The organism is Granulicella sp. L56, from assembly GCF_009765835.1.
GTDB lineage: Bacteria > Acidobacteriota > Terriglobia > Terriglobales > Acidobacteriaceae > Edaphobacter.
Genome location: NZ_LMUS01000001.1, coordinates 641608 through 667454 on the forward strand (window position 1 = coordinate 641608; position 25847 = coordinate 667454).

18 protein-coding genes are annotated in these 25847 nt (G+C 59.0%); 11 read left to right on the plus strand and 7 right to left on the minus strand.

Annotation, left to right across the window (positions count from 1 at the left end):
• Positions 1-5: 5 nt before the first annotated feature.
• A complete protein-coding gene (locus GSQ81_RS02660) occupies positions 6-1151 on the minus strand; it encodes a DUF4432 family protein (protein ID WP_158909177.1) in 1146 nt (381 codons plus the stop codon).
• A gap of 810 nt (positions 1152-1961) precedes the next feature.
• On the opposite strand from GSQ81_RS02660, the gene GSQ81_RS02665 reads away from it, so the two are divergent.
• The gene (locus GSQ81_RS02665) at positions 1962-5324 is read left to right on the plus strand and encodes a carboxypeptidase-like regulatory domain-containing protein (protein ID WP_158909178.1); all 3363 of its coding nucleotides are present in this window, start codon (positions 1962-1964) and stop codon (positions 5322-5324) included.
• Positions 5325-5444: 120 nt separating this feature from the next.
• On the opposite strand, the gene GSQ81_RS02670 is transcribed toward GSQ81_RS02665, so the two are convergent.
• From GSQ81_RS02670 to GSQ81_RS02685, 4 genes are all read right to left on the minus strand, one after another.
• A complete protein-coding gene (locus tag GSQ81_RS02670) occupies positions 5445-6812 on the minus strand; it encodes an APC family permease (protein WP_158909179.1) in 1368 nt (455 codons plus the stop codon).
• A 143-nt stretch (positions 6813-6955) separates the two neighbouring features.
• Entirely contained in the window at positions 6956-8701 is a 1746-nt protein-coding gene (gene polX / locus GSQ81_RS02675) for a DNA polymerase/3'-5' exonuclease PolX (RefSeq protein ID WP_158909180.1), read from the minus strand.
• 121 nt (positions 8702-8822) lie between these two features.
• Positions 8823-9041 (minus strand): cold shock domain-containing protein, encoded by a 219-nt coding sequence (locus tag GSQ81_RS02680; protein WP_158909181.1) that lies wholly within the window; start codon positions 9039-9041, stop codon positions 8823-8825.
• Positions 9042-9286: 245 nt separating this feature from the next.
• Complete coding sequence (locus tag GSQ81_RS02685) at positions 9287-9946, minus strand: NUDIX hydrolase (protein WP_158909182.1); 660 nt, start codon at positions 9944-9946, stop codon at positions 9287-9289.
• Positions 9947-10081: 135 nt separating this feature from the next.
• Here GSQ81_RS02685 and bshC point away from each other — a divergent pair, with 135 nt between their 5' ends.
• The 6 genes from bshC to GSQ81_RS02715 all read left to right on the plus strand — a co-directional run bounded on the left by bshC (position 10082) and on the right by GSQ81_RS02715 (position 15690).
• The gene (gene bshC / locus GSQ81_RS02690) at positions 10082-11695 is read left to right on the plus strand and encodes a bacillithiol biosynthesis cysteine-adding enzyme BshC (protein WP_158909183.1); all 1614 of its coding nucleotides are present in this window, start codon (positions 10082-10084) and stop codon (positions 11693-11695) included.
• Between the two features lie 472 nt (positions 11696-12167).
• Positions 12168-13124, plus strand: coding sequence for a heme o synthase (gene cyoE / locus GSQ81_RS02695; protein ID WP_158909184.1), 957 nt, complete (start codon positions 12168-12170; stop codon positions 13122-13124).
• Positions 13125-13133: 9 nt separating this feature from the next.
• Entirely contained in the window at positions 13134-13700 is a 567-nt protein-coding gene (locus GSQ81_RS02700; protein ID WP_158909185.1) for a DUF420 domain-containing protein, read from the plus strand.
• 20 nt (positions 13701-13720) lie between these two features.
• Positions 13721-13948: a hypothetical protein gene (locus GSQ81_RS02705; protein ID WP_158909186.1), complete on the plus strand. Its 228-nt coding sequence runs from the start codon at positions 13721-13723 to the stop codon at positions 13946-13948.
• A 71-nt stretch (positions 13949-14019) separates the two neighbouring features.
• Complete coding sequence (locus tag GSQ81_RS02710; RefSeq protein ID WP_158909187.1) at positions 14020-14484, plus strand: single-stranded DNA-binding protein; 465 nt, start codon at positions 14020-14022, stop codon at positions 14482-14484.
• Between the two features lie 141 nt (positions 14485-14625).
• Positions 14626-15690, plus strand: coding sequence for a hypothetical protein (locus GSQ81_RS02715; protein WP_254059951.1), 1065 nt, complete (start codon positions 14626-14628; stop codon positions 15688-15690).
• 37 nt (positions 15691-15727) lie between these two features.
• Here GSQ81_RS02715 and GSQ81_RS02720 read toward each other — a convergent pair whose 3' ends face one another.
• Positions 15728-17290 carry an acetylxylan esterase gene (locus GSQ81_RS02720; protein WP_254059952.1) on the minus strand — a complete coding sequence of 521 codons (1563 nt, stop codon included), beginning with the start codon at positions 17288-17290 and terminating at the stop codon, positions 15728-15730.
• A 76-nt stretch (positions 17291-17366) separates the two neighbouring features.
• Here GSQ81_RS02720 and GSQ81_RS02725 point away from each other — a divergent pair, with 76 nt between their 5' ends.
• Together GSQ81_RS02725 and GSQ81_RS02730 are read left to right on the plus strand one after the other, a co-directional pair.
• Positions 17367-18623, plus strand: a complete 1257-nt coding sequence (locus tag GSQ81_RS02725) for an SGNH/GDSL hydrolase family protein (RefSeq protein ID WP_254059953.1) — start codon at positions 17367-17369, stop codon at positions 18621-18623.
• Between the two features lie 21 nt (positions 18624-18644).
• Complete coding sequence (locus tag GSQ81_RS02730; RefSeq protein ID WP_158909188.1) at positions 18645-20285, plus strand: DUF5597 domain-containing protein; 1641 nt, start codon at positions 18645-18647, stop codon at positions 20283-20285.
• A gap of 57 nt (positions 20286-20342) precedes the next feature.
• Here GSQ81_RS02730 and GSQ81_RS02735 read toward each other — a convergent pair whose 3' ends face one another.
• Positions 20343-21662, minus strand: coding sequence for a prolyl oligopeptidase family serine peptidase (locus GSQ81_RS02735; RefSeq protein ID WP_158909189.1), 1320 nt, complete (start codon positions 21660-21662; stop codon positions 20343-20345).
• Positions 21663-22313: 651 nt separating this feature from the next.
• Between GSQ81_RS02735 and GSQ81_RS19750 the strand changes: the two genes are divergently transcribed.
• Together GSQ81_RS19750 and GSQ81_RS02755 are read left to right on the plus strand one after the other, a co-directional pair.
• Entirely contained in the window at positions 22314-25241 is a 2928-nt protein-coding gene (locus GSQ81_RS19750) for an Ig-like domain-containing protein (RefSeq protein ID WP_216846358.1), read from the plus strand.
• A gap of 22 nt (positions 25242-25263) precedes the next feature.
• Positions 25264-25791 carry a phage tail protein gene (locus tag GSQ81_RS02755; RefSeq protein WP_158909190.1) on the plus strand — a complete coding sequence of 176 codons (528 nt, stop codon included), beginning with the start codon at positions 25264-25266 and terminating at the stop codon, positions 25789-25791.
• Positions 25792-25847: the final 56 nt, after the last annotated feature.

Consider the following 25847-nt stretch of genomic DNA (forward strand, 5'->3'; position numbering starts at 1 on the left):
TTCGCCTACGCCTTGCCTAGAAATGAGGCTGCCTCACGCACGCCGACGCGCACACACTCTCCCTGATACACCAGCACAATCGCATCTGCCTCGACGCGCACATCCTCGATCTCCCGCCACTCACGAGGGACCTCGGCGACAAACATCAGCCACGGAGCCCGCAACGTCTCATGCGCTCCGATCCTGCGCGAGGTAGCTCTCCCAAATAGAGGGCCGCGCGCGTCCACCGCCTCGTTGCCCAACGGAAGCGGCGTCGTGCCGAACTCCATGCCGCGCGCCTGTACTCGTCCCCGCCACGGCGCAGCATGGCGCGTATCGTTCTCCTCCCACAGCGCCACCCAGGGAAAGTCCTCGACGCGAAAGACATAGCCAACGGCCAATCCAATCTCAGCCTGGCAGACCGCAACAAAGCCATGCTCTCGCCCCGCGGCCTGCTGCGTCGCTGCGACAAAGCCCGCGCCCCGTCGCCCAAAAAGTTCGCGCAGATCGACGCGTTCGCCGTTGGCGCCCGGCGCATAGGGCCACGTAAACGAGGCATCGCGCGCCAGCAGATTGCACTCGTCATAATCTTGCGGCAAAGTCACACCCTGTTGCACCGATGCGGTTGCGCGTCCGCCGCTCCCGAACAGAGGAGCGCCGAACGTTGAATGTTGCACCCAATGCAAAGCGCGTTCCGCAGCGCGAAGGTTCGTGACATGTTCCTCGATGCGCAACACGCTCTCGCCTTCTGCCAATACAAACCGGCGGTCCACGCGCAATCCTGCCACGGGCAGCTCCACGCTGCCGTCCGCCTCGTTCTCCTGCTCTTTGGTGAAGGACCAAATCGCCGTCGGGGCCTCGCCATGCAGCGACACGCCCTTCGCCGCATCTTCGGCGCTCGCCGCTCCAAATCCATCCAGGCAGAGCACATGCCCCGTATACGACGCCAGATAGCTTCCAGCCTCTTCATCCTGAAACTCGTCCGCAATGGCCGCATGAGCTGGAGTCCCCGGATCAGCCGTCTTCCACGGAGCCTCCCATAGCGCATTCTGCTGCGTCGGTCCATGCTCCCCGGCAAAACCCCAGTGGGCGAGATGGCCGCCGCCCGGCAGCAAGGTTAACTCCACCAGGCCATTCGTTAGCGTTACTACCGCGCGCTCATTCCAATTCAATGGCGCAACCCTTTGAAATCTATCTTTCTCATTCATCGATCGAACAGTCCCAAATCACTCTCCAAATTCCTCAACAGCCATAGGAACCAGTATTTCAATACCTGCCGGCAACCTGGCATCTGCCGCGAAGGAAGCCCGTCGCTCAACAGAGCCTGAAGTACCTTTCTTCGACTGCGAGTCCATTCGGATCGTCACCATCTCAAAATGTCTTCAGCTTCATCACAACACCCTCACCGCATACTGGCAACCCGTCCGCTCAATCTCTACCCGCAATCGACAGCGTCCAATCCCACATCCGGGGCCACGAAGAGAGCGTTTTTGTCTCGGAGAAGGGCTCCATTGTCTGCCCACCCGATACATCGGCAGGCAAGGATAGAGAACAAGCCCGGGCTCTCCTATCCCTCAAAGGGGGGATAACAGTTACCCCTGAAAGCAAGGATGCTATTGAATATCTGTGGGCCCTTGCTCTCATAGCGGTATACATCCGCTTCGGAATTACCTTAGAGTTCATACTGAGATGAATAGCCTTAATCTTCATCCGTAATTTATTTAATAGATAGCTTGATAGCCGATCAGATCCATTACCTTCAGCATGGCTCATTCTCACTTTGTCTTGACTAAAAGCGATGAAATCTGCGCAGCCTTAACCGGTCGCTTGCCGAACCAAGCCGCTACTCCCTTGCAATCGTTGTATGCGGTTTGACAGGGTCTCGAACCCAACACCAGCGAGCAACAACATTATCTTTTCGATTCAGGAGTTCGTTCATGCGTTTAGGTAGGCTGTGTGCAACATGGTTGGCGCTCATTGCCATGTCTGGAGTTGGGTTCGCGCAGACCGGCAGTGTCACCGGTCAGGTCTTCGATCCAGCCGGAGCGCTCGTACCGAACGCGACGGTGACAGCGACATCCAGCTCGATAGGACTTACACGCGCCACCACGACGACCTCGGCGGGCCTCTACAACTTCGCGGCCCTGCCGCCGTCGGTCTACACCGTCTCTGTTACCGCCTCCGGCTTCCAGCCTCTCACACGCAGAAACGTCATCCTTAATATTGCCGCAACGCTTCCTCTCAACTTCACCCTGTCAGTCGCGGGCGCGGTCACCTCAGTAGACGTGCAGGACGCCACCTCTGCTCCCGTCGAGACCGACAGCTTCCAGCTCTCCACCGTCGTCGATGCAAAGCAGATCAATAATCTGCCTCTCATTCTGCGCGACCCCTACCAGTTAGTTCTCCTGTCGCCCGGCGTCGTCACCGCCACAAATAACGTAGGCGGCTTCTCCGTCAACGGCCAGCGCGACCGCAACAACAACTTCATGCTCGACGGCGCCGACAACAATGACACCTCCGTCCCCGGCGGCCAGGGAGGCATCACCGCTGCGAACCCTGACTCCACGCAGGAGTTCCGCGTCATCACCAACAACTTCGACGCCGAGTTCGGACGCAACACCGGAGGCATCATCGATGTCATCACCCGTGGCGGCAGCAACGCATTTCACGGCAGCGTCTACGAGTTCGGCCGCTACAACGCCCTCGGCGCACGCGACTTCTTCAACAAAAAAGAGAATGGCCCGCAAGACCCCTACGTCCGCAATGACTTCGGAGCCTCCATCGGCGGCCCCATCTGGAAAGACCGCACTTTCTTCTTCCTCAACGGCGAAGTCCAGCGCTTCCGCACCACCCGCACCGCTCTTCAAACGACACCGACTGCCGCCTTCCGAACCGGAAAGTTCACCTATACCGATCCCATCGGCGGTAGCCAGACACCGGTCGATCTCACCGCCGACCCGGCCATCAACTTCGACAACATCTCCGGCCTGGGACAAGACCCGCTCATCGCGAAGATCCTCAACCTCGCGCCCGTCGGGCAGGCCGACAACGGCGACGGCGTCAGCACCACCTACTTCTTCCCTTCACCCGACAACCTGAACTCCTACAACCTCACCGGGCGCTTCGACCAGAAGCTGACCAGCAAGCATCAGTTGACCGTACGCTACATCTACGGTCACTCCGCTGAAAGCGACCCGCTCCACAACGAAGTCCTGCCCGGCTACGGCAACTTCAGCAACATCACCACCGCCCATAACGGCGTCGTCTCCATCGCCTCTTCGCTCTCCGCTCACGCCACCAATCTCGCCCGCGGCGGCTACAACCAGAACAACACCGGCAACTTCTGCAACCACAAGGCCATCGACGCTCTCACCGGCACTGACACCTTCGGCAATGGCCGCGATATCAATATCCCCTACTTCTTCACCTTCGGCTGTGCCGCCCTCGGTGACAGCAACGCCCAGGCGCGGCTTAGCTCGACCATCCTCTTCGCCGATACCTTCACCTATACCCGCGGCGCGCATTCCCTAAAATTCGGCGGCGAGTACCGCAGCGTCAAGGACAACAACTTCGACAACTTCAACTCGCGCAATCTTCTTATGTTGGATAACTTCACCATCTTCGGCTATCCCTCCTACAGCTTTTACGGCGACCACAGCTCTCCCAGCGTCATTGGCTTCGAAGACCTTATCTGGGGCGCGCAAGGAGCCGTCGCCAACTCCTCGGAAAACCAGTTCTTCACCCGCGCCGGTGTCCGCCGCGCCAACGACGTCTCCCGCTTCCGCCAGCATGAGGGCGCCGTCTTCGCGCAGGACACCTGGAAGGTCAACTCAAAGTTTACCGCCATCCTCGGCCTCCGCTACGCCTTCAACGGTGTGCCTTACGAGAAGGACGGCGACCTCGCCAACTTCTACGGCGATGCCTCCGCTCCCGTTCCCCCCGCCGGCTACTTCACCTTCACCTCCGTCGGTCCCGGAACCGGACGCAAACTTTACGCCAACAGTTGGGGGCTGATCGAGCCTCGCGTCGGCTTCGCCTATGACCTCAACGGTGACGGCAAGACCGCCATTCGCGGCGGCTTCGGCATCTTCCACGACCGTGTCTTCGACAATCTCTTCGGCAGCGCGAAATCGAATCCCCCCTATCAGGCGCAGGTCAACGACTACGCCTTTGACGGCACCCCCGACACGCCGACCGTATCGAACTTTCCCTTCCCCGGCGAACTGACCCCCTCCCCAAACATCGTCAACGGTCAATTTCTCACCGCCCCCGTCGTCATCGATCCCAATCTCAAGATGCCGACCAACCAGACCTATAACATCGGCGTCCAGCATCAACTCAGCAACAACCTGACGCTCGAAGTAAACTACGTCGGCAGCCACACCACCCATGCTCTGCGCGCGCTCGACGGAGCACCGCCGCAACCGAACCTCGTTCAGGCAGCCATCGCCGCAGGCGTCCTTCCCGATGCCCTCACCTTCGACTCGCTCTACCTGGGCGGCACCGATGCCAACGGCACCAGCTTCGGCCCCATGGTCAACAACAACGCCTTCTATCACGAGGCCTTCGAGACCTCCGTCGCCAGCGGCAACTATAACGCCCTGCAAGCCCGCCTCTCCGGACAGATCGGCCGCCTCACCCTCACCGGCAGCTATGCCTGGTCTCACTCGCTCGACAACGGCAGCGATCCCATCAAACCCGGCGCAGGCGACTCCTTCTTTCCACGCAACAGCTTCAACCTCGGTCCCGAGTACGGCAACTCCGACTTCGACGTTCGCAATCGCGGCACCGTCGCTGCAACTTACAGCCTGCCCATCGGCATCGGCACCACGCATCTGAGCAGCGGCCTGGTCGGCCACGTCTTCGAAGGCATTCAAATCTCCGGCATTCAGCAGGCTCAAACCGGCCTGCCCTTCGACCTGCGCGGCACCCGCGACAGCCTCCACACCGACGCCGCCGACCGGCCCCAACTCATAGGAGCACCTTATCCATCGCATCGCGGAACCATCGTCGCAGGCGGCAAAATCACCGGCCCCTCTGCCGCCGCTTTCACCAACGAGCCCTACGGCGAAAACCTCTCCATCCATCGCAACAAGTTCTACGGCCCCGGCTTCATCAACACCGACGTCGTCTTGCAGAAGACACAAACCCTTCACGAACAGGTCAAGCTCGTCTTCCGCGCCGAAAGCTACAACGTCTTCAACCACCCCAACCTGGCCTCGCCTCCAGCGCCTTCCCTGACCCTCTCGTCACCCACCTTCGGCATCTCGCAGTCGCAGCTAGGCCAGAACGACGGGACCACCGGAGCCCGGCAGATTCAAGCAGCGCTCAAGGTAGTCTTCTAGCTGCACAGGCATCCAACCTCAACCTCACGTCATCTCGACCGGAGCGCAGCGGAGTGGAGAGACCCCTGTATTTCGCCTTTGTTCTTGCCGTTGCCTGTTCTTTCTAGTAGCCCACACTTCTCATCGCATCCGCTGCTCCCCGCTTCCCCGTCGCAACCGCGCAAGCAGATACAGCGGCACACCACACACCGCGATCAGCAGCGAGAACGTAAGCGCCGACATGCCCGCCACCGTCTCCGTGCGCGACACATAGAGCGCATACACCGTAAGCGCGACAGGACTAAGGCCAAGCAGGATCGGAACCCAGTCCGGCCCCGGAATACGAAACGGCCGCGGCAACAGCGGCTCGCGATAGCGCAGCACAATCAACGCAACAAACTCCAGAATCATCGAAAGCCCATAGAGCAGCAGGTCAATCGTAATCAGCCGCTCGAAGCTGAATCCCAACGCCAGCGCCCAGCAGAAGCCGCAAGCCAGCACCGCAACCCACGGCGTCCCATTCTTCAGCCGCTTCGTAAACACCTTCGGCAGAAATCCATCCTCCGCCAGCGCATGAGGCAATCGCGTGTAAGACAGCGTGAGATTGCTGAACGTCCCAACGTCATCCAGCGAGCCGGCCAGCACCACCGTAAACGCCAGCGCCGGGCCGCCAAGAATATGCGCGGCATCCACCCACGCCCCGGTCGAAAAACGGTTCGACGGAATCCCCGCCCACGCAATCGCGGCGATGGGAATGATGTAGGTCAGCATCACCATCACGGCAGCAATCAACATCACGCGCGGATAGTTCCTCTGCGGGTCTTCCACCTCATTCGCAATCGTCGTCGCATTGTCCCAGCCCATGTAGTTCCACATCGCCACCATAATCGCCGTAGAGTAATCCGCATGAACAGGAGCGGCGAACGAAGCATGACCGCCAAATGGCCCTGTCACTCCTCGCAGACCGATATAGACCGCAATCACAATCAGAATCAGATAAGGAGAGATCGAAAGAATCCAAAGCCTCAGTGAGCCCTCTCCCACTGAGGTCGCGCCCCGCAGGTTCCACAAAACGGAAAAACCCACCACCGCAAGCTCCAGCGCAATCCCACGATGCCCCCGCGTCAGCGAAGGAGCAATGCGCGCCAGGTACAGCACAAACGTCGTCGGATAGATCGCCATGTCGAAGACCGACGCAGCAAGCGAAAGCCAAGCCTCCTGAAATCCCCAGAAAGGCCCCATCGCGCGACGCACCCACGCATAGAATCCACCCTCCTCAGGCACCGCCGCCGCAAGCTCTCCCAGCATCAACGCCGTCGGAAAGCTCCATAGAAACGGCAGCAATCCCAGCAGCAGCAGCGCATGGCCATACCCGGCAAAACCAATGATGTCTTCAAGGTCATAAGGCCCACCCGAGACCATGAAGTACGTCGCCGCAAGCAGAGGCAACAACCGAAGTTTGCGCATCCCCGGCTTCGAGACAGATATTAAGGACGCGCTCTCGCTCATCACTCCGACTTTATCGCAGAACCACCCCACTTCGGCTCCATCCCACGCCACGCCATCGTTTATTTCGCATGCAGTTGCCCTTGTCGTTGTAATTCATCTAGAAGCAACGACAAATGCGACTCTGAAGGCACAGAGGTCTCTGTTCAGGGTTTGGGGCGGAGGTGGAAGAGCAGGGCTTCGGCGGTGGGTTGGGTGTTGAGGATGTCGGCTGCGGTGAGCCAGGCGCGGCGGAGTTGAGTAATGCCGAATTTCATCTGGTCGAGCTCTTCGGTGGCGTGGGCGTCAGTGTCAACTACGATTTTGCAGCCGTGTTGTTTGGCTAGGCGCAGGTTTAAATCGTTTAGGTCGGAGCGGGCGGGTGAGGCGTTGTGCTCCACGGCTACGCCTAGTTCGGCGGCTCGCTTTAATACCTGGTCGATGTGGACGGCGTAGGCTTCGCGCTTGAGCACCTTGCGGCCGGTGGGGTGGCCGAGGATGCGGGTGTGCGGGTTCTCGATGGCGCGGAGGATGCGGTCGGTCATCTGCTCGATGGGTTGATCGAAGCGGCTGTGGACGCTGGCGACGACGATGTCCATCTGGGCGAGGGTGCTGTCGTCGAGGTCGAGCTGGCCTTCGGCTAGGATGTCGACTTCGATGCCGGGGAGGATGCGGATGCGGCCTTCCATCTCGGCGTCGACTTCGCGGATGCGCTTGATATGGGCGAGAGCGCGGGCGTCGTCGAGGCCGTTGGTCATAGTCAGATTTTTGCTGTGGTCGGTGATGGCGATGTAGGCGAGGCCGCGGGCGATGGCGGCTTCGGCCATCTGGCGGATGGTGTCGCGTCCGTCGGTGGCTTCGGTGTGCATGTGCAGGTCGCCGCGGATGTCGGCCAGGGTGATGAGTTTGGGGAGGGTGTGGGCGGCTGCGGCTTCGAGCTCGCCGCAATTTTCGCGCAGCTCGGGTGGGATGTAGTCGAGGTCGAGGGCGTTGTAAATCTCTTCTTCGCTGGCGGCGGCGATGATCTTGTTGTCTTCGAGTCGGAGCAGAGCGTATTCGCTGAGGGTGAGGCCGCGTTTGATGGCGCGCTGGCGCAGGGCTACGTTGTGCATCTTGCTGCCGGTGAAGTATTGCAGGGCGGCTCCGTAGCTGGCGCGAGGGAGGAGGCGGACGTCTACCTGCAAGTTGTTGCGCAGGGTGAAGGAAACTTTGTTCTGGCCTCGGGCGAGGAGCTTGTCGATGAGGGGGAGGGTGGCTACGTGCTCGACGGCAGCGGCGACGACGTCGGGCTCGCAGGCGGGGCCGGTGACGAGGAGGTCGAGGTCGCCTACGGTCTCGCGGCCTCGGCGGAGGGAGCCGGCGGGGGTGATGGTCTCGATGCCGGGAAAGGCGTAGATGAGGGCCGAGATTTTTTCGGCGTAGCTGTGGGCTTCGTCGATGCGGAAGCGGCTGGAGTTTTTGCGGTAGTCCTCGATGCCTTTGAGGAGCTTGGTGGTGAATTTTTCGCCCATGCGCGAGAGCTTGTTGAGGTGTCCGGCTTTGGCGGCTTCTTCGAGGGCGTCGATGTCTGCGACCTGAAGAGAGGACCAGATGAGGGCTACGGTCTTGGGGCCCATGCCGGGGAGGCGCAGGAGCTCGAGCATGGTGGGCTTGTATTTTGTGAGCAGCTCTTCGCGGAGGGGCATGGTTCCGGTCGAGACGAGGTCAACGATGTTGGCGGCCATGCCTTTGCCGATGCCGGGGATGGCGAGGAGTTGTTTGGGTTCGGGTACGAGGGTGGAGAGCTGGGTGGTTTGCTGCTCGACGGCTTCGGCGGCGCGGCGGTAGGAGCGGATACGGAAGGGGTCGGCTGCGTCGATCTCAAGCAGGGCTGCGGTTTCGTCGAGCAGGCGTGCGATGGTGATGTTGTCCATGAATGGAGGCGAGCCGGTCTTTCTATGTCTGAATCGTCTTCGCCCGGCTGCTCAGTCAGTATGCAACGGCGGGAGTTGCGGATGCACGTCGCAACGGGGCAGCCCGGGCGAAGATGTCGATTTAGACGGCCTCTTTGAGGCGGCTGACCTGATCGGCCTGAGGGCCTTTGCTGCCTTCGATGATGTCGAATTCTACTTCGTCGCCCTCTTTGAGGCTCTTGTAGCCTTCGCGCTGGATGGAGCTGTAGTGAACGAAGACGTCGGCCCCGTCATCGCGGCCGAGGAATCCATAGCCTTTTGCGTTATTGAACCACTTTACCGTGCCTTTATATTGACTCACTTGAACGTGCTCCCTTTTGTCGGTCGATCGCGTTGCCGCGACTTACCTGTGTCTGACGCAGGAGTTGCGTGCGGAGTTTTCCGGTAAAGTTTTCCCGGTGGTGGGGAGTTTTTTCTGGATGGGAGGATTTACTTTTTATTCAATAATTTCGGGGGTGTTGACGCGCGCCTGGCTACCGAATGATCAACGGCAACGGACGAAAATACAGAGTTCTCTCCACTGCGGCGGCAAGTACGCAGCCTTGGCTAGAGACGGCCTTCGCGATGGGCGGCAGCGTAGAACAAGACGCCGATGAGAGTTTTGCCATCGTGGATCTTGTCGGCGGCGATGAGGGCCAGGGCCTTCGAGAGCGGCGTGCGGACGATCTCGATGTGCTCGTCCTCTTCGGGGTTGGCGGCACCCTGCTTGATGTCGCGGGCGAGGTAGATCTGCATGGACTCGCCGAGAAAGCCGGGGCTGGCGTAGTACTTGGTGAGGTGGGTCCAGCGTTTGGCGCGGAAGCCGGTCTCCTCGATCATCTCGCGTTTGGCGGCGGCGAGGGGAGCTTCGTTGGGCTCGATGCGTCCGGCGGGTAACTCGAGGAGGAACTGGCCGGCGGCGTGGCGGTATTGGCGGATAAGGATGAGGTCGGGGTCTTTGGGATTGACGGACTCGTCTACTGCAAGGACGACGATGGAGCCGTTGTGGCGGATGACGTCGCGGGTGTGCGGGGTGTCGGAGCCGGGCTCGATGATTTTGTCCGTGTAGACGGAGAAGACGTTGCCCTTATAGGACAGTTTTGACGAGATGAGGGCTGCCTTGGTGGCGGAGGGCTTCTTTTTCGCAGCGGATTTTGGCTTGGCTGGAGCGGATTTAGAGGCAGGTTTGGACTTGAGGGCGGCGGGGCTTTTGGTCGAGGTGGCCATAAAGCTACGTTATCATCCTGCATCGGGAGTTGGGTGTTAGGCATCCAACCGTTACATGAAGATAGTAAGGTGGATAGTGGCCGCAAGGTTCGGGCCAGGCCGGGATGTTGTGCCGGTTCGAGGATTGTGGCTGCAATGAGCGCTGAGTGTTACCCGATAACGATTTTGCCGCATGTGTCTTCGCTGTATCGCGGCTACCTGGGTATGGGCGACAGTCCGGTGGATTCGGCTGTGCGCCGCTGGTATGGAGCGGAACCGTTTGCAGGCAAGTGGATGCGCGCCGATCGGCCAACGGTGGATGCTGGGCGGCTGGCGGATGCGCTGGCGCGGCAGAACGCTGAGTTTGGCGCAGGCCCGGCGGCGATGGCGAATATTGAAAAGCTGCGTGGTGGTGCCCGAGCGGTCGTGACCGGGCAGCAGGTGGGATTGTTTGGCGGCCCGCTGCTGACTTTATTAAAGGCCGCTACTGCGGTGGCCCGTGCCAAGGAGGCTACGCGGACTTCGGGGGTGGAGCATGTGCCGGTATTTTGGCTGGCGACGGAAGATCATGATCTAGCCGAGGTCGATCAGATTTCGCTGCTGACGAAGACAACGGTCGAGACCCTGCGTGCTGGATTGAAGACGAAGGCTGCGGTCGAGGTGGGCGGGATTGCGCTGGGTAGCGAGATCGATGCGGTGTTGGAGCAGGCAGGCGAGCTGCTGGAGTTTTCTCCGGCTTGGGAGACTCTGAAGGAATGTTATACGCCGCGGCAGACGCTGGGTGGAGCGTTTGCGTGTTTGATGGCGCGTTTGTTTGCTGCACAAGGGCTGGTGGTAATAGGCGCCGCTTCGCGGGAGTTTCATGCGCTGGGGGCAAGTACGCTGCGGTATGCGATTGAACATGCCGAGGAGTTGCAGGCGGCGTTGATCGCTCGCAGTAAAGAGCTGGTCAAGGCTGGATATCATGCTCAGGTACTGGTCGCGGCGGGGGGCAGCCTGCTGTTTCTGGTGGATGAGGCGACAGGCGAGCGAATAGCTCTGCGGCACACGCCCGAGGATGGATGGAAGGCTGGCGGCAAGGTTTACTCGACTGCGGAGCTGATTGCGATTCTGGAGAGCGCTCCGGAGCGGTTGAGCCCGAATGCGCTGTTGCGGCCAGTGTTTCAGGATACGATTCTGCCGACAGCGGCTTATATCGGCGGCCCTTCGGAGATTGCCTACTTCGCGCAGAGCGCGGTGTTGTATGAGGCGATTCTGGGACGAGTGACTCCGGTGCTGCCGCGATTGAGCGCGACGCTGCTGGAGCCTGCAATTGCGACAGTGATGGCCACGCATGAGATTCAGTTGCCGGATGCGATGACGACGGCGGAGGATCTGGCGCTGCGGTTGGGCGCTCGGGCTATGCCGATTGAAGAGAAGCGGCGGCTGGCCGCGGCGGGCAATGCATTGGACGCCGCGCTGACGGCTGCGGTGGAGTATATGGGTGGGATGGACGAGTCGCTGGGGCGGACGGCGGAGGTCTCAGGCTCGAAGATGCGTTACCAGATGAACCGGCTGCGGCGAATGGCGGCGGCGTTTGAGTTGCAGAAAGAGGCCAGCCTGAAGAAACATGCGGCGGCAATTACGTTGAATGTTTTTCCGGAGGGGCATCCGCAGGAGCGGCTGGTGGCGGGAGTCTGGTTTGTGGCGCGGCATGGGGAGGACTTGATTGAGCGGCTGGTTGGGGCGGCGGCCAATCTTTGTCCGGGGCATGTGGTGATTCGGCTTTAGGCATCGGGCCGGGATGAGGGCATACCCCCTGGGGTAAACATCTTCACCAACCAAAAACGCGACTCACAACGTTCTGAACGCAACCAGCCAAACTTCCCAATCAAACACCTTCTATGGGAAGACTGGCCGATGGCAATGGCTCCCAAAAATGCTAGGCGTACACTGCTGCTGACGATATAGCTAACGAAATCTCCCTATATCTTCTAACTGAAGCATAATAAAAGGAATAATCACGCACACCTTTGCAAATTAGTTCCAATCATTCCTTTAAAATAGAACGGAACGATAAAGCTCGATTACATTTGCAACCGATTCAAAATGAACACTTTACAGCCAACCCATTTAGAATGAAAACTTTTAAACCTAAAGCCTCGCCCAGTCCGCGTCCATCGGCTTCACAAATAGCACCCCAACAACATCCGAAACTCTATCGCACCAACCAATCTGCAACATACGCGGTATCCTGAATAACGTGGCAACCTCCGCGACAACCGATCAAGTCCTCGCCCCCGCGAAGCCCCACTCTCTGCTCGCCGACTACGCCATTCTATTTAAGCTTCGCGTCTCAGCCATGGTGGTCATCACCGCCGGAGCGGGCTTTTATCTGGGCAGCCTGCACAGCGGAATCAGCCCGTTTCATGCCGGACTCATCCAATCCCTCGCCGGAATCGCAGTCGTTACCTGTGGCTCGGCCGCTCTCAATCAGGCGCTCGAGCGCAAGACCGACCAACTCATGCGCCGCACCGCCAACCGTCCCATGGCTGCCGGACGCATCGGCCTCGCGCATGGCCTCTCCCTCGGCTTCGCGGCAGTCTTCCTCGGCTCGCTTTATCTCGCTGTCACCACCAATCTGCTTACCGGAACCCTGACCCTTCTTACCGCGATTCTTTACGTCGGCATCTATACGCCGCTCAAGCGCTTCACCGTCGTCAACACCTTCATCGGCGCCTTTCCCGGAGCACTTCCGCCGCTGATCGGCTGGACCGCCGCCCGCGGCGTGATCGAGTGGCCTGGCGTCGCCCTCTTCGCCATCCTCTTCGTCTGGCAATTCCCTCACTTCATGGCCATCGGCTGGATGTACCGCGACGACTACGCGCACGCTCACATCCGTCTCACACCGACGCAGCCCGACGCGCGAGAAGCCGCCCGCAGCACCGTCATTCAATCGCTCTTCTACGCTGTGCTTATGATTCCGGTCAGCCTCTGGCCTACCTGGCTCGGCATCACCGGAATTCCTTACGCCATCGCCGCAGGCATCCTCGGCGCGGGCTATCTCTTTTACACCATCCGCTTCGCGCGCATTACCCGCAACCCGCTCGCGCCAGAATCGCGGCTTTACGCCCGCGACCTTCTCCGCGCCTCAATTGTCTATCTTCCGCTGTTGATGGCCGCCCTGATGCTGGACGCCAAAGGACGCCTGCTCTTCTAAATGACGCCAATGACTCCTACGACCCAAAGCACGCTGCCCACAAGCAATCACCTGCGCACACCGCCGTCCATGATCGCCGCCATCATCGCCGTCAGCGTGCTGGCCAGCGTCTTCATCTGCTGGCTGGTTTATTTCCACACGCCCACGGATGTCGGTCACGCCCATCTCCGTTCCCTGCCCCTCGTCAACGCAGTTTTGAACGCGCTCTCGACCGTGGCACTCCTCTTCGGATACCGCTTCATCCGCACGCGGCGCATTCCTCAACACCGCGCCGCGATGTTTACGGCGTTCTTCTTCTCCACCATCTTCCTCGGCTCTTACCTGGTGAACTTCGCCCTCCACGGCGAAACTCGCTTCAACCGCCTCAGCGCGTGGTGGCCTTTTTACTGGAAGCTGCTCGCCTCGCACATCCTCCTCTCGATCATTGCTCTGCCGCTGATTCTTATTACGTTTTTCCTCTCGCTTACAGGCCGATTTCCGTCCCACAAGCGCCTCGCCCGCTACACCTTTCCCATCTGGCTCTACGTCTCCGTCACCGGAGTGATCGTCTATGTAATGCAATCACTGATCCACTAACCTGAGCCCTGTTCCGCCCTATGCAACCAGACACACGCACGCTCTTACGCTCCGGCATCGGCATCTTCTCCACGGGAATCATCGCGGCATTGCTTACTCTCACCCTCTTCGGTGGTGTCAGTCATCAAGGGCCTCACACCGACCTCGGCTGGCTGGCCCTGATGCTTGCCATGGGATGTCTTCCGACTGGCCTGTTGACCTTGATTCTTGCCGTGGCAAAAGTCTTTGGGGACCGCCGCAGCCAATGAGACTGCTGAAAGAAACCTCCTCATCTGCTATCCTCAACCTTCAAAACCAGTAACGAACCGGAGTATCCCTTATGGCAAAGAGCGTCAATAAAGTCATCCTTCTCGGCAATGTCGGCAAAGATCCCGAGATCCGTGCGACCGCGGGCGGCATGACCGTCGCCAACTTCTCTATCGCCACCACCGACCGCATCAAGGGTCAGGACGGCCAGTTCACCGATAAAACCGAATGGCATAATCTCGTCGCCTTCCAGCGTACCGCCGAAATCGTCCGCGACTATGTCAAGAAGGGCAATAAGCTCTACGTCGAAGGCCGCCTGCAAACCTCCTCCTGGGACGACAAAACCACGGGCCAGAAGAAATATAAGACCGAAATCATCGTCAGCGACCTTTCCCTTCTCTCCGGCAAAGGAGAAGGCGGCGGCGAATCGAGCGGCGGTTACGCCAAATCCAATACTGCTAGCTACGATCAACGCACTCCCGCGAGCCAGCCTGACTATGCCGATACAGGCATCACGGATGATGACATTCCCTTCTAACGAACGACTTCGCAATAAAGAAGCCCCTCGCGTTGAGGGGCTTCTTTATTGAAGGTATGCTTTACTGGGTCGAAACTTCCGTGGCGTAAGGAATGACGTCCATGTCCACGCCTCAGAATCTGAATACGAAAAGGACCTAACATGCGCCACAAAGCTGTTGCACTGGCCGCTGCGCTCATCGCTCTCACCGTTGCCTCTGCTTCTGTTCGCGCCCAGGGGCCTGATCTGAATTTTCTGAACCATAACCAACCCATCCTTGATGCCCATAACTGCTACCCCTATGAGGGGCAATGGAACAATCGCATTCAGCGCGCCCTCAATTCGGGCTTCCCTGTTTCCATTGAGCAGGACCTCGCCTGGTACGTGGACCCAGCCACCGGAAATGGTCGCGTCGTCGTATCGCACACGCCACACCCATCAGGCAAAGAACCCAGCCTCGAAGACTATTTCTTCAAACAGGTCAGCCCCATCGTCGAAAAGGCGATTGCTGAAAACAAGCGCGACCAATGGCCCCTCATCGTCCTGCACTTCGACTTCAAAGATAATCAGGACCCCTTGCTCAAAGCCGTCTGGCAGGTTCTAGGCCAGCATGAAGAATGGCTTTCGACCGCCGTGAAAACCAACGATCCGAACCATCTCTCTCCGATTGATCGCAAGCCGATCCTCGTCGTCACTGAAGAGGCAGATGAGCAGCAAAAGATCTTCTACGATGACCTTCCGGTCGGTGCGCGGCTTCGACTCTTCGGTTCGGCGCATACGCACCCCGCGCCCAAGGGCATGTCGGCGAAGGAATCGATGCATTGGGCGGCGACGGTCAGCCCGGAAGAGCTTATTGGCGAGAAGCCTACCAACTATCGTCGCTGGTGGAACGGCTCGTGGTACGCCGTGGAAGAAGGTGGAGAACCAAGAGCGGGCGACTGGACGGCTGCCGACGATGCGCGGCTCCACGCCCTGGTCGACTATGCTCACAAGAGGGGTTATTGGGTGCGTTTCTACGCGCTGGATGGATTTGCTCCGACCGAAGACCAGGGATGGGGAAACACTTATAACTTCGGCTCGCGCGCTGCGGTCGTTCTGCGCTGGAAGGCCGCGATTGCAGCAGGAGTCAACTTCATCGCCACCAATCAATATGAAGACCTCGCCCCTTATCTAAAGCAATACGCAAAAGAGCTTCGCCCCACAGCCGCTGCTTCCTCGGCGAAGTAGTCTCTTCTGCCCTCGCGGGCCTGTCCTTGCAGGTTCACTACTGAGCGCCGGCTCCAATGTGTGGATGGCCGGTGAACTGATCGACCCATTGAATGAAATACTTTACATTTGGCGCGTCGGTATGCCCGCCATCATCCTGCCGCCATGACAGTTTTCCATTCAGAAGTCCCTGATTGACTGATGGCATCTGCGCCGTACTGTAGCTCTCGTCCACGCCCAACCCTTGAGCACTCAGCAAGGTCCACACCGGACTCGCCGCTACAGTCGCCATGAAGCTTCCATGATGATCGAGCCATTTGGCATCGCCCTTCTCCGGGATGCCGTAGCTGATGAAGGTCAGTCGCGGCGCGCACAGTGAAATCAGTTCATTCGAGTCCACGGGAATATCGCCGGGATTCATGCTGCCGAAGGTCGCTTCGGATGCTCCGTACTTGATGAAATTTCCAGCCATCCAGTAATACTCGCCGCCAGTCAGGCTCTCCACGGCCTCGCCGAAGTTACGGCGCAGCAGAGTCGCGCCTCCTTTGCCGGAAGAGCCGACAAGAACCATGGCGAAGCGTTGGTCGAAGGCCATCGTGACCAGCGCTGCCTTGCCATAACGCGAGACGCCTTCGATGCCGATGCGCTTGCCATCCACTGCGGTATCGGTCTGCAGATAGTCGAGCCCCTGCCCTGCGCCCCAGGCCCACGCTCGCAACGCTCCCCAATCTTCGGGCTTGCGCGGCTGCCCCTTGTTGACCAACCCGATGATGCCTCGCGTGATCCCCGCGCCATCATCCGCCTGAACGCTCGCAGGATCGATCGTCGCAAAGCCCCATCCAGCCGCGATCAACTCCCATGTGCTCGGCGGATCGCCATCCGCATTGAATTCCGGAAAACGAAAGGGTACAGGAAGTTGCGGCTCCCATGCCGGATGCTGCGCCAGGACCTCTTTAAGAGAGGGATCCTGTTGAATGAGCAATGCCTTTTGCGCTGCGTTAATGCGCGCCAGCTCATCGGCCGAAGGTTGGTTGGGAGCAGGAAAATCGCTGCGGCCAAACATCATCAGAACAGGCACCGGCCCGCTCGCATTGGCAGGCGTCACCACGGTCATGCGAATATTTACGTTGATCAACGGATAAGACGAATTGTCGACATGCCCGATCATCTCTTTGGCAATGATTGGATTGCCACCCAGCATCTCCTTATCAGTCGCGACGACCGACCACGTCACCTTCGGTATATTCTTCGGCACACGGCCATAGACGTATCGCTCAAAGCCTTCCACAATCTCCGGCCGACGCTTCTCCCACCAGACCTTTGCAGTCGTCACCTTCTCACCGTTGTTCAAGGTCAAGGCATCAGGCAGATGTGGAAACGGATTAGCCTTCGTCTCATCGTAATTAGCGTGGTTGGGCGCCTTCTCACTACCACTGGGGCCTGAACGGAGCGCCTTGATTCCAAGCTGATCCATCATGTTCTGATGGTCCTGATCGGCGGTAAAATTTACCGGCTGCGGCGAAGACGCGCCGGGAACACTCTGGCCCATCGCGCACGATGTCGCAACGCAGGCCAATGCCATAGGAATAGAAAGCAGAACCAGATATAGACGCGAGCGCACGCAGTTCTCCAGAGATGGTATTCTTACTCCGCTTAGCTAAAGCGATTTAGTTCGAGACCAATAGTAAACCTTGAATATGAAATTCGTATATAGAAACTTACTGCTGCTCACGTTTCTGGCGATGGCCTTCTCGCCAGAGGTACAGGGAATCGCACAATCATCGGCAAACTCTCAGGTGTGGATAGGAACCTGGGCGGCGTCCCAACAGATTCCCGAACCCCAGAACGCTCTTGCACCCGCCGATCTCAACGACGTGACCATCCGTCAGATCTTCCATCTATCGATAGGTAGCTCGATGCTGCGCGTTCATCTTTCCAATAACTTCGGAACAGAGCCGCTGCATTGCAGTTCGGTGCATATCGCGCGTCCGCTTTCGGCGTCTTCATCGGCCATCGATCCTGCATCGGACAAGGCGCTGAGTTTCGCAGGCAGCGAAGACGTCACTGTTCCAGCGGGAGCAGAGTATATCTCTGATCCCATCAGCTTCCCTGCCGCGGCACTTTCCAACGTAGCTGTCACCTTTCATCTTGCCGATGCGCCAGCACAACAGACCGGGCATCCCGGCTCTCGCTCCACCTCTTATTATGTTCATGGCGATCTAGTCTCTGCCGCAACGCTGCCTGATGCCCACAAGGTAGACCACTGGTATCAAATATCGGGCATCGATGTCCTTGCTCCGCCACAAAGTGCCTCGATCGTTGCGCTGGGAGATTCCATCACAGACGGGCACGCGTCCACCACCAATGGAAATGACCGCTGGACTGATGTTCTCGCACAACGGCTGCAGTCTTCCTCTATCGATCGAAACATCGGCGTTCTGAATCAAGGCATCGGAGGCAATCATCTTCTTACCGATGGCCTCGGCCCGAATACGCTGGCACGCTTTGACCGCGATGTACTTGCCCAGCCCGGTGTGCACTGGCTGATCGTCTTTGAAGGAGTCAACGATCTTGGCGGCCTGACGCGCAATGGAGAGGTATCTCCAGCGGAACATGCCCTGCTCGTCCATCGTATTTTTGGCGCGTATCAGCAACTGATTGTCCGCGCTCATGCCCATGGCATTCGTGTCATAGGCGCAACGATTACACCTTATACAGGATCGGACTACTACCATCCCGGCCCACGCAGCGAGGCTGACCGCCAGGCGATCAATCAATGGATTCGCACACCCGGCAACTTCGACGCAGTCATCGATTTTGATAAGGCGATGCGCGATCCTCAGCAGCCCGACCGCCTGCTGCCAGCCTATGACTGCGGCGATCATCTGCATCCTTCACCTGCGGGATATCGCGTCATGGGCGAAGCTGTTCCGCTCTCATTATTTGCTCATTAAGATCACATTCAGAGGTGACGATTGAAGCACAGGATTTGCATCCCACTTTTAATCGCGAGCTGGCTCTTTACCCCGCTGGCTTCTCCTGCGCGTGAACTGCCGACAATTCAAAGGTCTCAGGACCAAGGACAACTTCTCGTCAATGGAAAGCCGTACCTGATTCTGGGCGGCGAACTAGGAAACTCTTCGTCCGGCACAGCAGAACAGGCCGACACCGTTCTCCCAAGGCTCGCGAAGTTGCATGTCAATACTGCCCTGACACCGGTGACGTGGGGACAGATCGAACCGACCGAAGGCAAGTTTGACTTCGATGTTCTCGATCACTGGATCGATGTCGCGCGCCAGCAACATCTCCATCTCGTCCTTCTATGGTTTGGAAGCTGGAAGAACGCCTTCTCCAACGATGCCCCGATCTGGGTCAGGCAGGATACGAAGCGTTTTCCTCGCGCCATCTCTGCCGACGGCACGGAGCTTGAGATTCTATCTACGCTCGGGCCGGAGACCCTCAAACTGGATCGCACAGCTTTTTCCGCACTGATGAATCATGTTCGCGAGAAAGATGTAGAGCAGCAAACGGTACTGATGGTACAGGTAGAAAACGAGGTCGGCTATCTAGGCCTCGGTGGTCGAGATCGCTCGTCTGCGGCCAATCAGCTTTTCCGGAGCGCCGTGCCGTCCACACTCCTTCAAAAGCTCGAAGACGATGAAAAGCTTCTTCCCCCCAAGCTCAGTGAAAACTTTCACCCCGAAGGAAAATCCTGGCAGCAGGTCTTTGGCGATAACACTGACGAGGTCTTCATGGCGTGGAACTATGCACGGTTCATTCAATCGGTCGCCGCAGCCGGGAAGCAAGCCTACCCATTGCCGATGTACGTGAATGCTCAACTGCCGGCGCCAGCGGAGCGAGCGGGTGAGTATCCGAGCGGAGGGCCGCATCCCGACAATCTCGATATCTATCGCGCGACGGCTCAAGCGCTGGACTTCTACTCTCCTGATATCTACTGGCCGAACTTTGCATATTGGATGCAGCGCTATCACTTCCCCGGCAATGCCGCGTTTGTACCGGAGGCACGCATCGAGAGTGCTCCCTTCAACGCGTTTTATGCGTACGGAGAGTCGAAAGCATTCGGCTTCTCGGCGTTCGGCATCGACAGCGTTGAGCCTTCGATGGATGGTTCCGAATCTGCGCCGGGCATCCAGCAGACCTACAAGGCGCTCGAAGATCTCTCCGATATTCTGGTCCCCGCCCAGGCTTCCGGCCATACGCGCGGATTAGTGCTGCACGCAGATAGTCCCAGGCCCACCCAGACGGTGAGCCTCGGCGGCTTCCTCTTTGATGCCACCTTATCTCGCTCGTGGCCCGCAAAGAGTCTTCTCACCAACGATGGCGCCATGATTATCGTGCAGACGGCGCGTGACGAGTTCTTCATCGCTGGCCGCGGCCTTGCGGTCTCGATTGCGCGCGACCCTGATGTCGATAACCTGGTTGCAGGAATAGGAAGCATCGACGAGGTCTCTCGAATCGATGGCAAGTGGGTCACGCAGCGTCGACTGATCGGCGATCAAAGCAACCAGGGACGCCAGCTCAGTATGTCCGCAAACCAGGTCAGAATTTATCGCGTCGTTCTCTATACAGCCGAGCAGGCACAGCAGGCTCAGTAAAGCGGAGACCCGCATCGCCAAAGGGACAGCAGGCACTGATCGCTTCCCCGTGCGGACTTATTGTTCCGGGTGAAGTTGCGCTTTGAGGAACTGCACGTAGATGTCCCAGTCGCTGGGCACCATGCCGTGACCGCCCTCGTGCATGTAGTAGTTAAGCCCATTGCTGAAGAGAGGCGTCTTAGCGGCAGGCCATACATCAGTGCCAAGGTCTTGCTTGCCCAGCAGCTTATAGACAGGCCCCGCAGCGACAGCAGCCAGAAACTCGCCCTTCGGATCGGACCAGTCATCCGTGCTTCCCGTCTGCAACAACAATGGCCGTGGGGCGATCAGAGCGACCAGCATGTTCGCATCCATCGGGGCCGTGTCCGGAAAGCCTGCGTACTTCGCGAAGTTCTCAGCGAACTGATACGGATATCGGGTCGGCGCGGTAAGGTGCGCGATGGTCTCGCCATAGTCACGATGGCTCAGCGCAGCGCCACCTTCTCCCGAACAACTCGCAATCACCGCGGCGAAGCGCTGATCATGCGCACCGGCCCACATGACCGTCTTGCCGAGACGCGAAACGCCGTGGATGACAACGCGCTTTGCATCAACCGATTTGTCGGTCTCGAAGTAATCTTCAACGCGGCTCATGCCCCATGCCCACGCCGCGATCGAACCCCAATCGTCAGTGGCGCGCTTCGTCTCGCCCGGCTTAAGATACCGTGCGCGAATGCCGTTCGAGAATCCCTCGGCGTAATCGGGATCGATGTCTCCGTAATAAAAAGTAGCTACACCGATTCCAGCATCCAGAATCGGCTGGACGTTCAGCCGCCCAAAGCCCGGGCCCGCAGGAGGCGCAATCAGAGTATTCGTCTTCGGGCTCCAGACCTTCTGCGGTGTAATCCCCGGATCTTCGACCGCATTCTGTATCGCGCCGAAGTTGATGCTGAAGAACATCGGAACTGGCTTCTTCGCATTTGCCGGAACGTATTCGAGCAGATGGATGACCGGCCACGATGAGTCCTTGGAGAGATGAATATCGATCTCTCTACGAATCGCCGTACCGTTCAGCGCGGGCGTTCCCTTGTCCACCACCTCAAAACTCTCCCCCGCCGGACGCCCAGGGGCAATGCCATACTGCTGCGTCTCGAAGAGTCGAACAATCTCCGGGCGCCTCTTCTTGTTCCAGGCCTTCGCGTCGCGCACTTCCTTCCCATCGTCTAGCTTTAGCGCATCAGGAAGCGTGTAGGTGCCCACCTTTGACTGGTCGTAGTTCACCGGAATGCCGGCAACCACACTCGGCGCAGGCTTCGGAGTTGGCGGCGGAGCCTGGCCCTTCATCGTGAATGCGGTGAAAGCAAGAACGCAGAGAGAAGATACGGACTTCAAGGTCATAATGAAGAGCTCCGATAGAGCGTCCCAAAATTGTGAATTTGTTTCTACAGGGAAACACCTACCAGCGAACGTTAGATTTGTGCGCACAGTGTTGTCAAGCAACTCTCGCCTGTATCTTCAACACGATGCGATTCCCGGAAGTAACCGTTCGCATGAAAGCCAAGACGAATATATTTTTCATAGTTGACAAGTTCTGCATAGAAGCGATACTAATGTCCGGGCATTTCTGAATTGCTTTTTCTCCTGGTTGCGAACCGCGTTTAGCGCTCCCCCACGATCGGTGATGGTGTGAGCGTTCGCAGAAGGTTGCTCTGCGACAGGCCCAGGCAAGACCCCCAACGCTGTCAGCACGATCAGGCAATGATCCGTACCAGTTCATCCCCGGGACAGGCAAGTTTAGGCTCACTCTAATAATCACCGCAAGTCGCAAATCTGCCACGAATCCTTGTGACAGAACGGCATCCGGGTATCGTAACGGCCTCCGCAGGTAACCGCTATGTCTTGCTCGGCGGCGACTTGCGCAATTGGCTCAGAGGCTCGCTGGCTTTAAGCCTTCGGCATACTGCAGTAAGCCGCCGATCGCACGTCTTTTCAACCGCAGCAAGCGCAGCGACCGGACGATTGTCCGGTACGCGCAAGGAGGATGGATTCATGCCGACGTTCACCTATCCAGGCGTTTATATTGAGGAACTTTCGAGCGGCGTACACTCCATAACCGGAGTCGCCACCTCCATCGCCGCGTTTATCGGCTGGGCCCCCCAGGGCCCAGTCACGGAGGCCACGCTGATTGAGAGTTGGGCAGACTACGAAGCCAGCTTTGGAGGCCTCGACGCGCGCAGCTATCTCGGCTACGCGGTACAGCAGTTCTTCGCCAACGGGGGTACCCAGGCGTACATTGTGCGGCTGGTCTGGGACGGCTCCCTTCCCGCCGCCCCCGGCACCAATCCCGCGCCCAGCGCCACGGCCGTCGCTACCGGGGCAGGATATGCCACTGCGGCAATCTCCGCCTCTTTCGGTGCGATTGCATCACCGTCCGTTCCCGTGAGCATAGGCGCGTCCGTGCTACAGAGCCTCTCCATCGGCCCCGCCGGACTGCCAGCGATTCCTCTCGGCGCAACCGTGCCGCTGGTGGCCACCGGAAGTTCCTCTAACGGCACTTCCGCGGCACTGGCAACCGCTACCTGGATCTCCAGCAATCCCGGCGTGCTTGCCGTCAACGTCAACACCGGAAGCGCTACCGCCATGAGTGCCGGAACGGCAATCGTTACGGCAACCTCCGGCTTGGTATCCGGCTCCATCAGCCTGACTGTAGCGAACTCTGCCCTGAGCACGATCACCATCACTCCAGCTACGCCAACTCTGGCCGCAGGCGCTCCCCCCCCAGCCGCAGGCCAACCGTGGATCGGGCCTCAGCAACAACTCACCGCCCTCGGCAACTACCTTGACGGAACCAGCCTCGACCTCACCCATGTTGTCGCCTGGTCCAGCAGCGATACCGCAATGGCCTTCGTCGATCCCGCCTCTGGCCTGGTCACCGCCAGCAGTACCGTCGGCGCGCCGACCATCACCGCGTCCTGGCTCGGCGTCTCCGCTACGGACGTTGTCACCGTCGTCGCCAAGGCAATTACCGGCATCACCGTTCATCCCGGAGCACCGGTCGCCAAGATCGCCGAGACGGTCAACTTTACCGCCCTTGGAACCTTCTCTGACCAGACCACCGGTGCCCTGCCTGCAGCAGAGGTGTGGAGTTCCGCCAACCCGGCGGTCGTCACCATCGTCGCAGCCACCGGCGTCGCCACCGCGGTAGCTCCCGGTTCGACCACCATCACCGTTACCTCAGGGGGCTTGACCGCAAGCGCTACGTTGACCGTAACCGCTGCAAGCCTGAACGCCATCTCCATCACACCGATCAATCCTTCGGTGGCAGTTGATCTCACACTTCCACTCAAGGCTACCGGCATCTACTCCGACGGAACCTCGGCGGATCTAACCTCCACCGTCGATTGGACGTCCGCTGGTCCTGACGCTTCCATCGACCCTGAGACCGGCATCGTCAAGGGAGCTACGGTCGATGCGGCAGTGGCCATCACGGCGGCCTGGCAGGGTGTAAACGGCACAACCAATGTTGCCGTCACCGCGCCGGTACTCCAGTCCATCGCGATCACGCCAGCCAGCGTCTCTCTCCTGAGCAGCGGACAGACCGCGCAGTTGAAAGCCACTGGAACCTTCTCCGATGGTTCGACATCCGATCTGACAACAACCTCAACCTGGGTCTCCTCCGCGCCCCCGGTGGCGACCGTCAGCGGCACGGGGTTGGCCACGGCCATCGCTTCCGGCGGTTCGCTCACGCTCTTCGCCGCCAATCCAGGCGCGTGGGGCAACAATCTTCGCGTGGGAGTCCTGCCGCAGACCTCCGACCCCACGCGTTTCGGCATTCTGGTCCAGCAGGTCACACTCACCGGACAGCTACAAACGCTCGAGAGCTTCGTCAACCTTTCGACCACCACAACCGATCCTCTCTACGCCGTCACCGTCATCGACAACGACTCGAATTACGTCAGCTTCATCAACCCAGCCACCGGCAATCCGGTCATACCGACAGCGGCCCCCTCACCAACTCCCCCCTTGTCCCCGGTTCCACTGAACGGAGGCGCGGACGGAGCCGTTCTCGTCCCCGCCTCGGACCAGAACTTCGAGATCGCACTCACCTTCAATGCCACAGCAGGCGTCTTCCTCCTCGATCGCGTCGATATCTTCAACCTGCTCTGCATTCCTGGCGAGACCGACGCCCCAACCATCTCCACGCTGCAGCAGTATTGCGCCAGCCAGCGCGCCTTCTACATCGTGGATGCGCCGCAGTTATCGACCGTCGCAAACCTGACCCAGACCGGCCCGGTCGGCAGCACACCCGGACCCATCACCGGAACCTATGCCAACAACTCCGCCTATTATTTCCCCTGGGTGCAGGCCCCGGACCCGTTGGTCGGCAACCGCCCCAGTCTCTATCCGCCCTGCGGTTTCGTAGCTGGCATCTATGCGGCAACCGACGCCAACCGCGGTGTCTGGAAGGCCCCCGCAGGAATTCAAGCCAGCCTCACCGGCGTCTCCGGACTGCAATACAACCTCACCGACCTCGAAAATGGCGATCTTAACATTCAGGCGATCAACTGCCTGCGCCAGTTCAAGACCTACGGCGATGTCGTCTGGGGAGCACGCACACTCCAGGGCAACGACCAGACCGGATCCGAGTGGAAATACATTCCAATTCGCCGCCTTGCGCTCTACATCGAATCCAGTCTGTATGAGGGCACGCAATGGGTCGTCTTCGAACCCAACGACGTTCCTCTGTGGGGCCAGATCCGTCTCAACGTCGGTGCATTCATGCAGGGCCTGTTCTTACAAGGAGCGTTTCAGGGGACCTCGCCGCAGCAGGCCTACTTCGTCAAATGCGATGCGGAAAATAATCCTCAGGCCAGCATCGATCTCGGAGTCGTAAATATCCTGGTGGGCTTTGCACCGCTCTATCCCGCCGAATTCGTTGTCATCCAGATTCAGCAGATCGCCGGGCAAGTCGCCTAGGCAAGTCCACGGAGGAGATCTCATGGCAAACTTTCCCGTAAATCCGAAGCGGCTCGACGCTTACAAGAATTTCAAATTCCGTCTCAAGTGGGACGGCGTCTATGTCGCGGGCATCAGCAAGATGAGCGCGCTCAAACGGACGACCGAGGTCGTCGAACACCGCGAGGGCGGCGACCCTTCGACCTCGCACAAGTCTCCCGGAAGGCAGAAGTACGAAGCCATCTCACTCGACCGTGGCCTCACGCAGGACAAGAACTTCCACGACTGGGCGGGCAAGGTTTGGAACTTCGGCGCCGGTCTCGGCTCCGAGGTCTCGCTGGCCGACATGCGCAAAGACATCTATCTCGAGTTCTACAACGAAGCCGGACAGCTCGTGATGGCCTACAAAATCTACCGGTGCTGGGTCTCCGAGTATCAGGCCATGCCCGATCTCGATGCCAACGCCAATGCAATCGCGATTGAACATATCAAGCTGGAGAACGAGGGTTGGGAGCGCGACACCAGTGTTACGGAACCGGTTGAACCGACTCTGCAGAATGTGGCGACCTAGAGCTTGCTCTTGCCGCATGCCGAGATCTTCGCGGCGTGGCTTTTCATTCACGAACC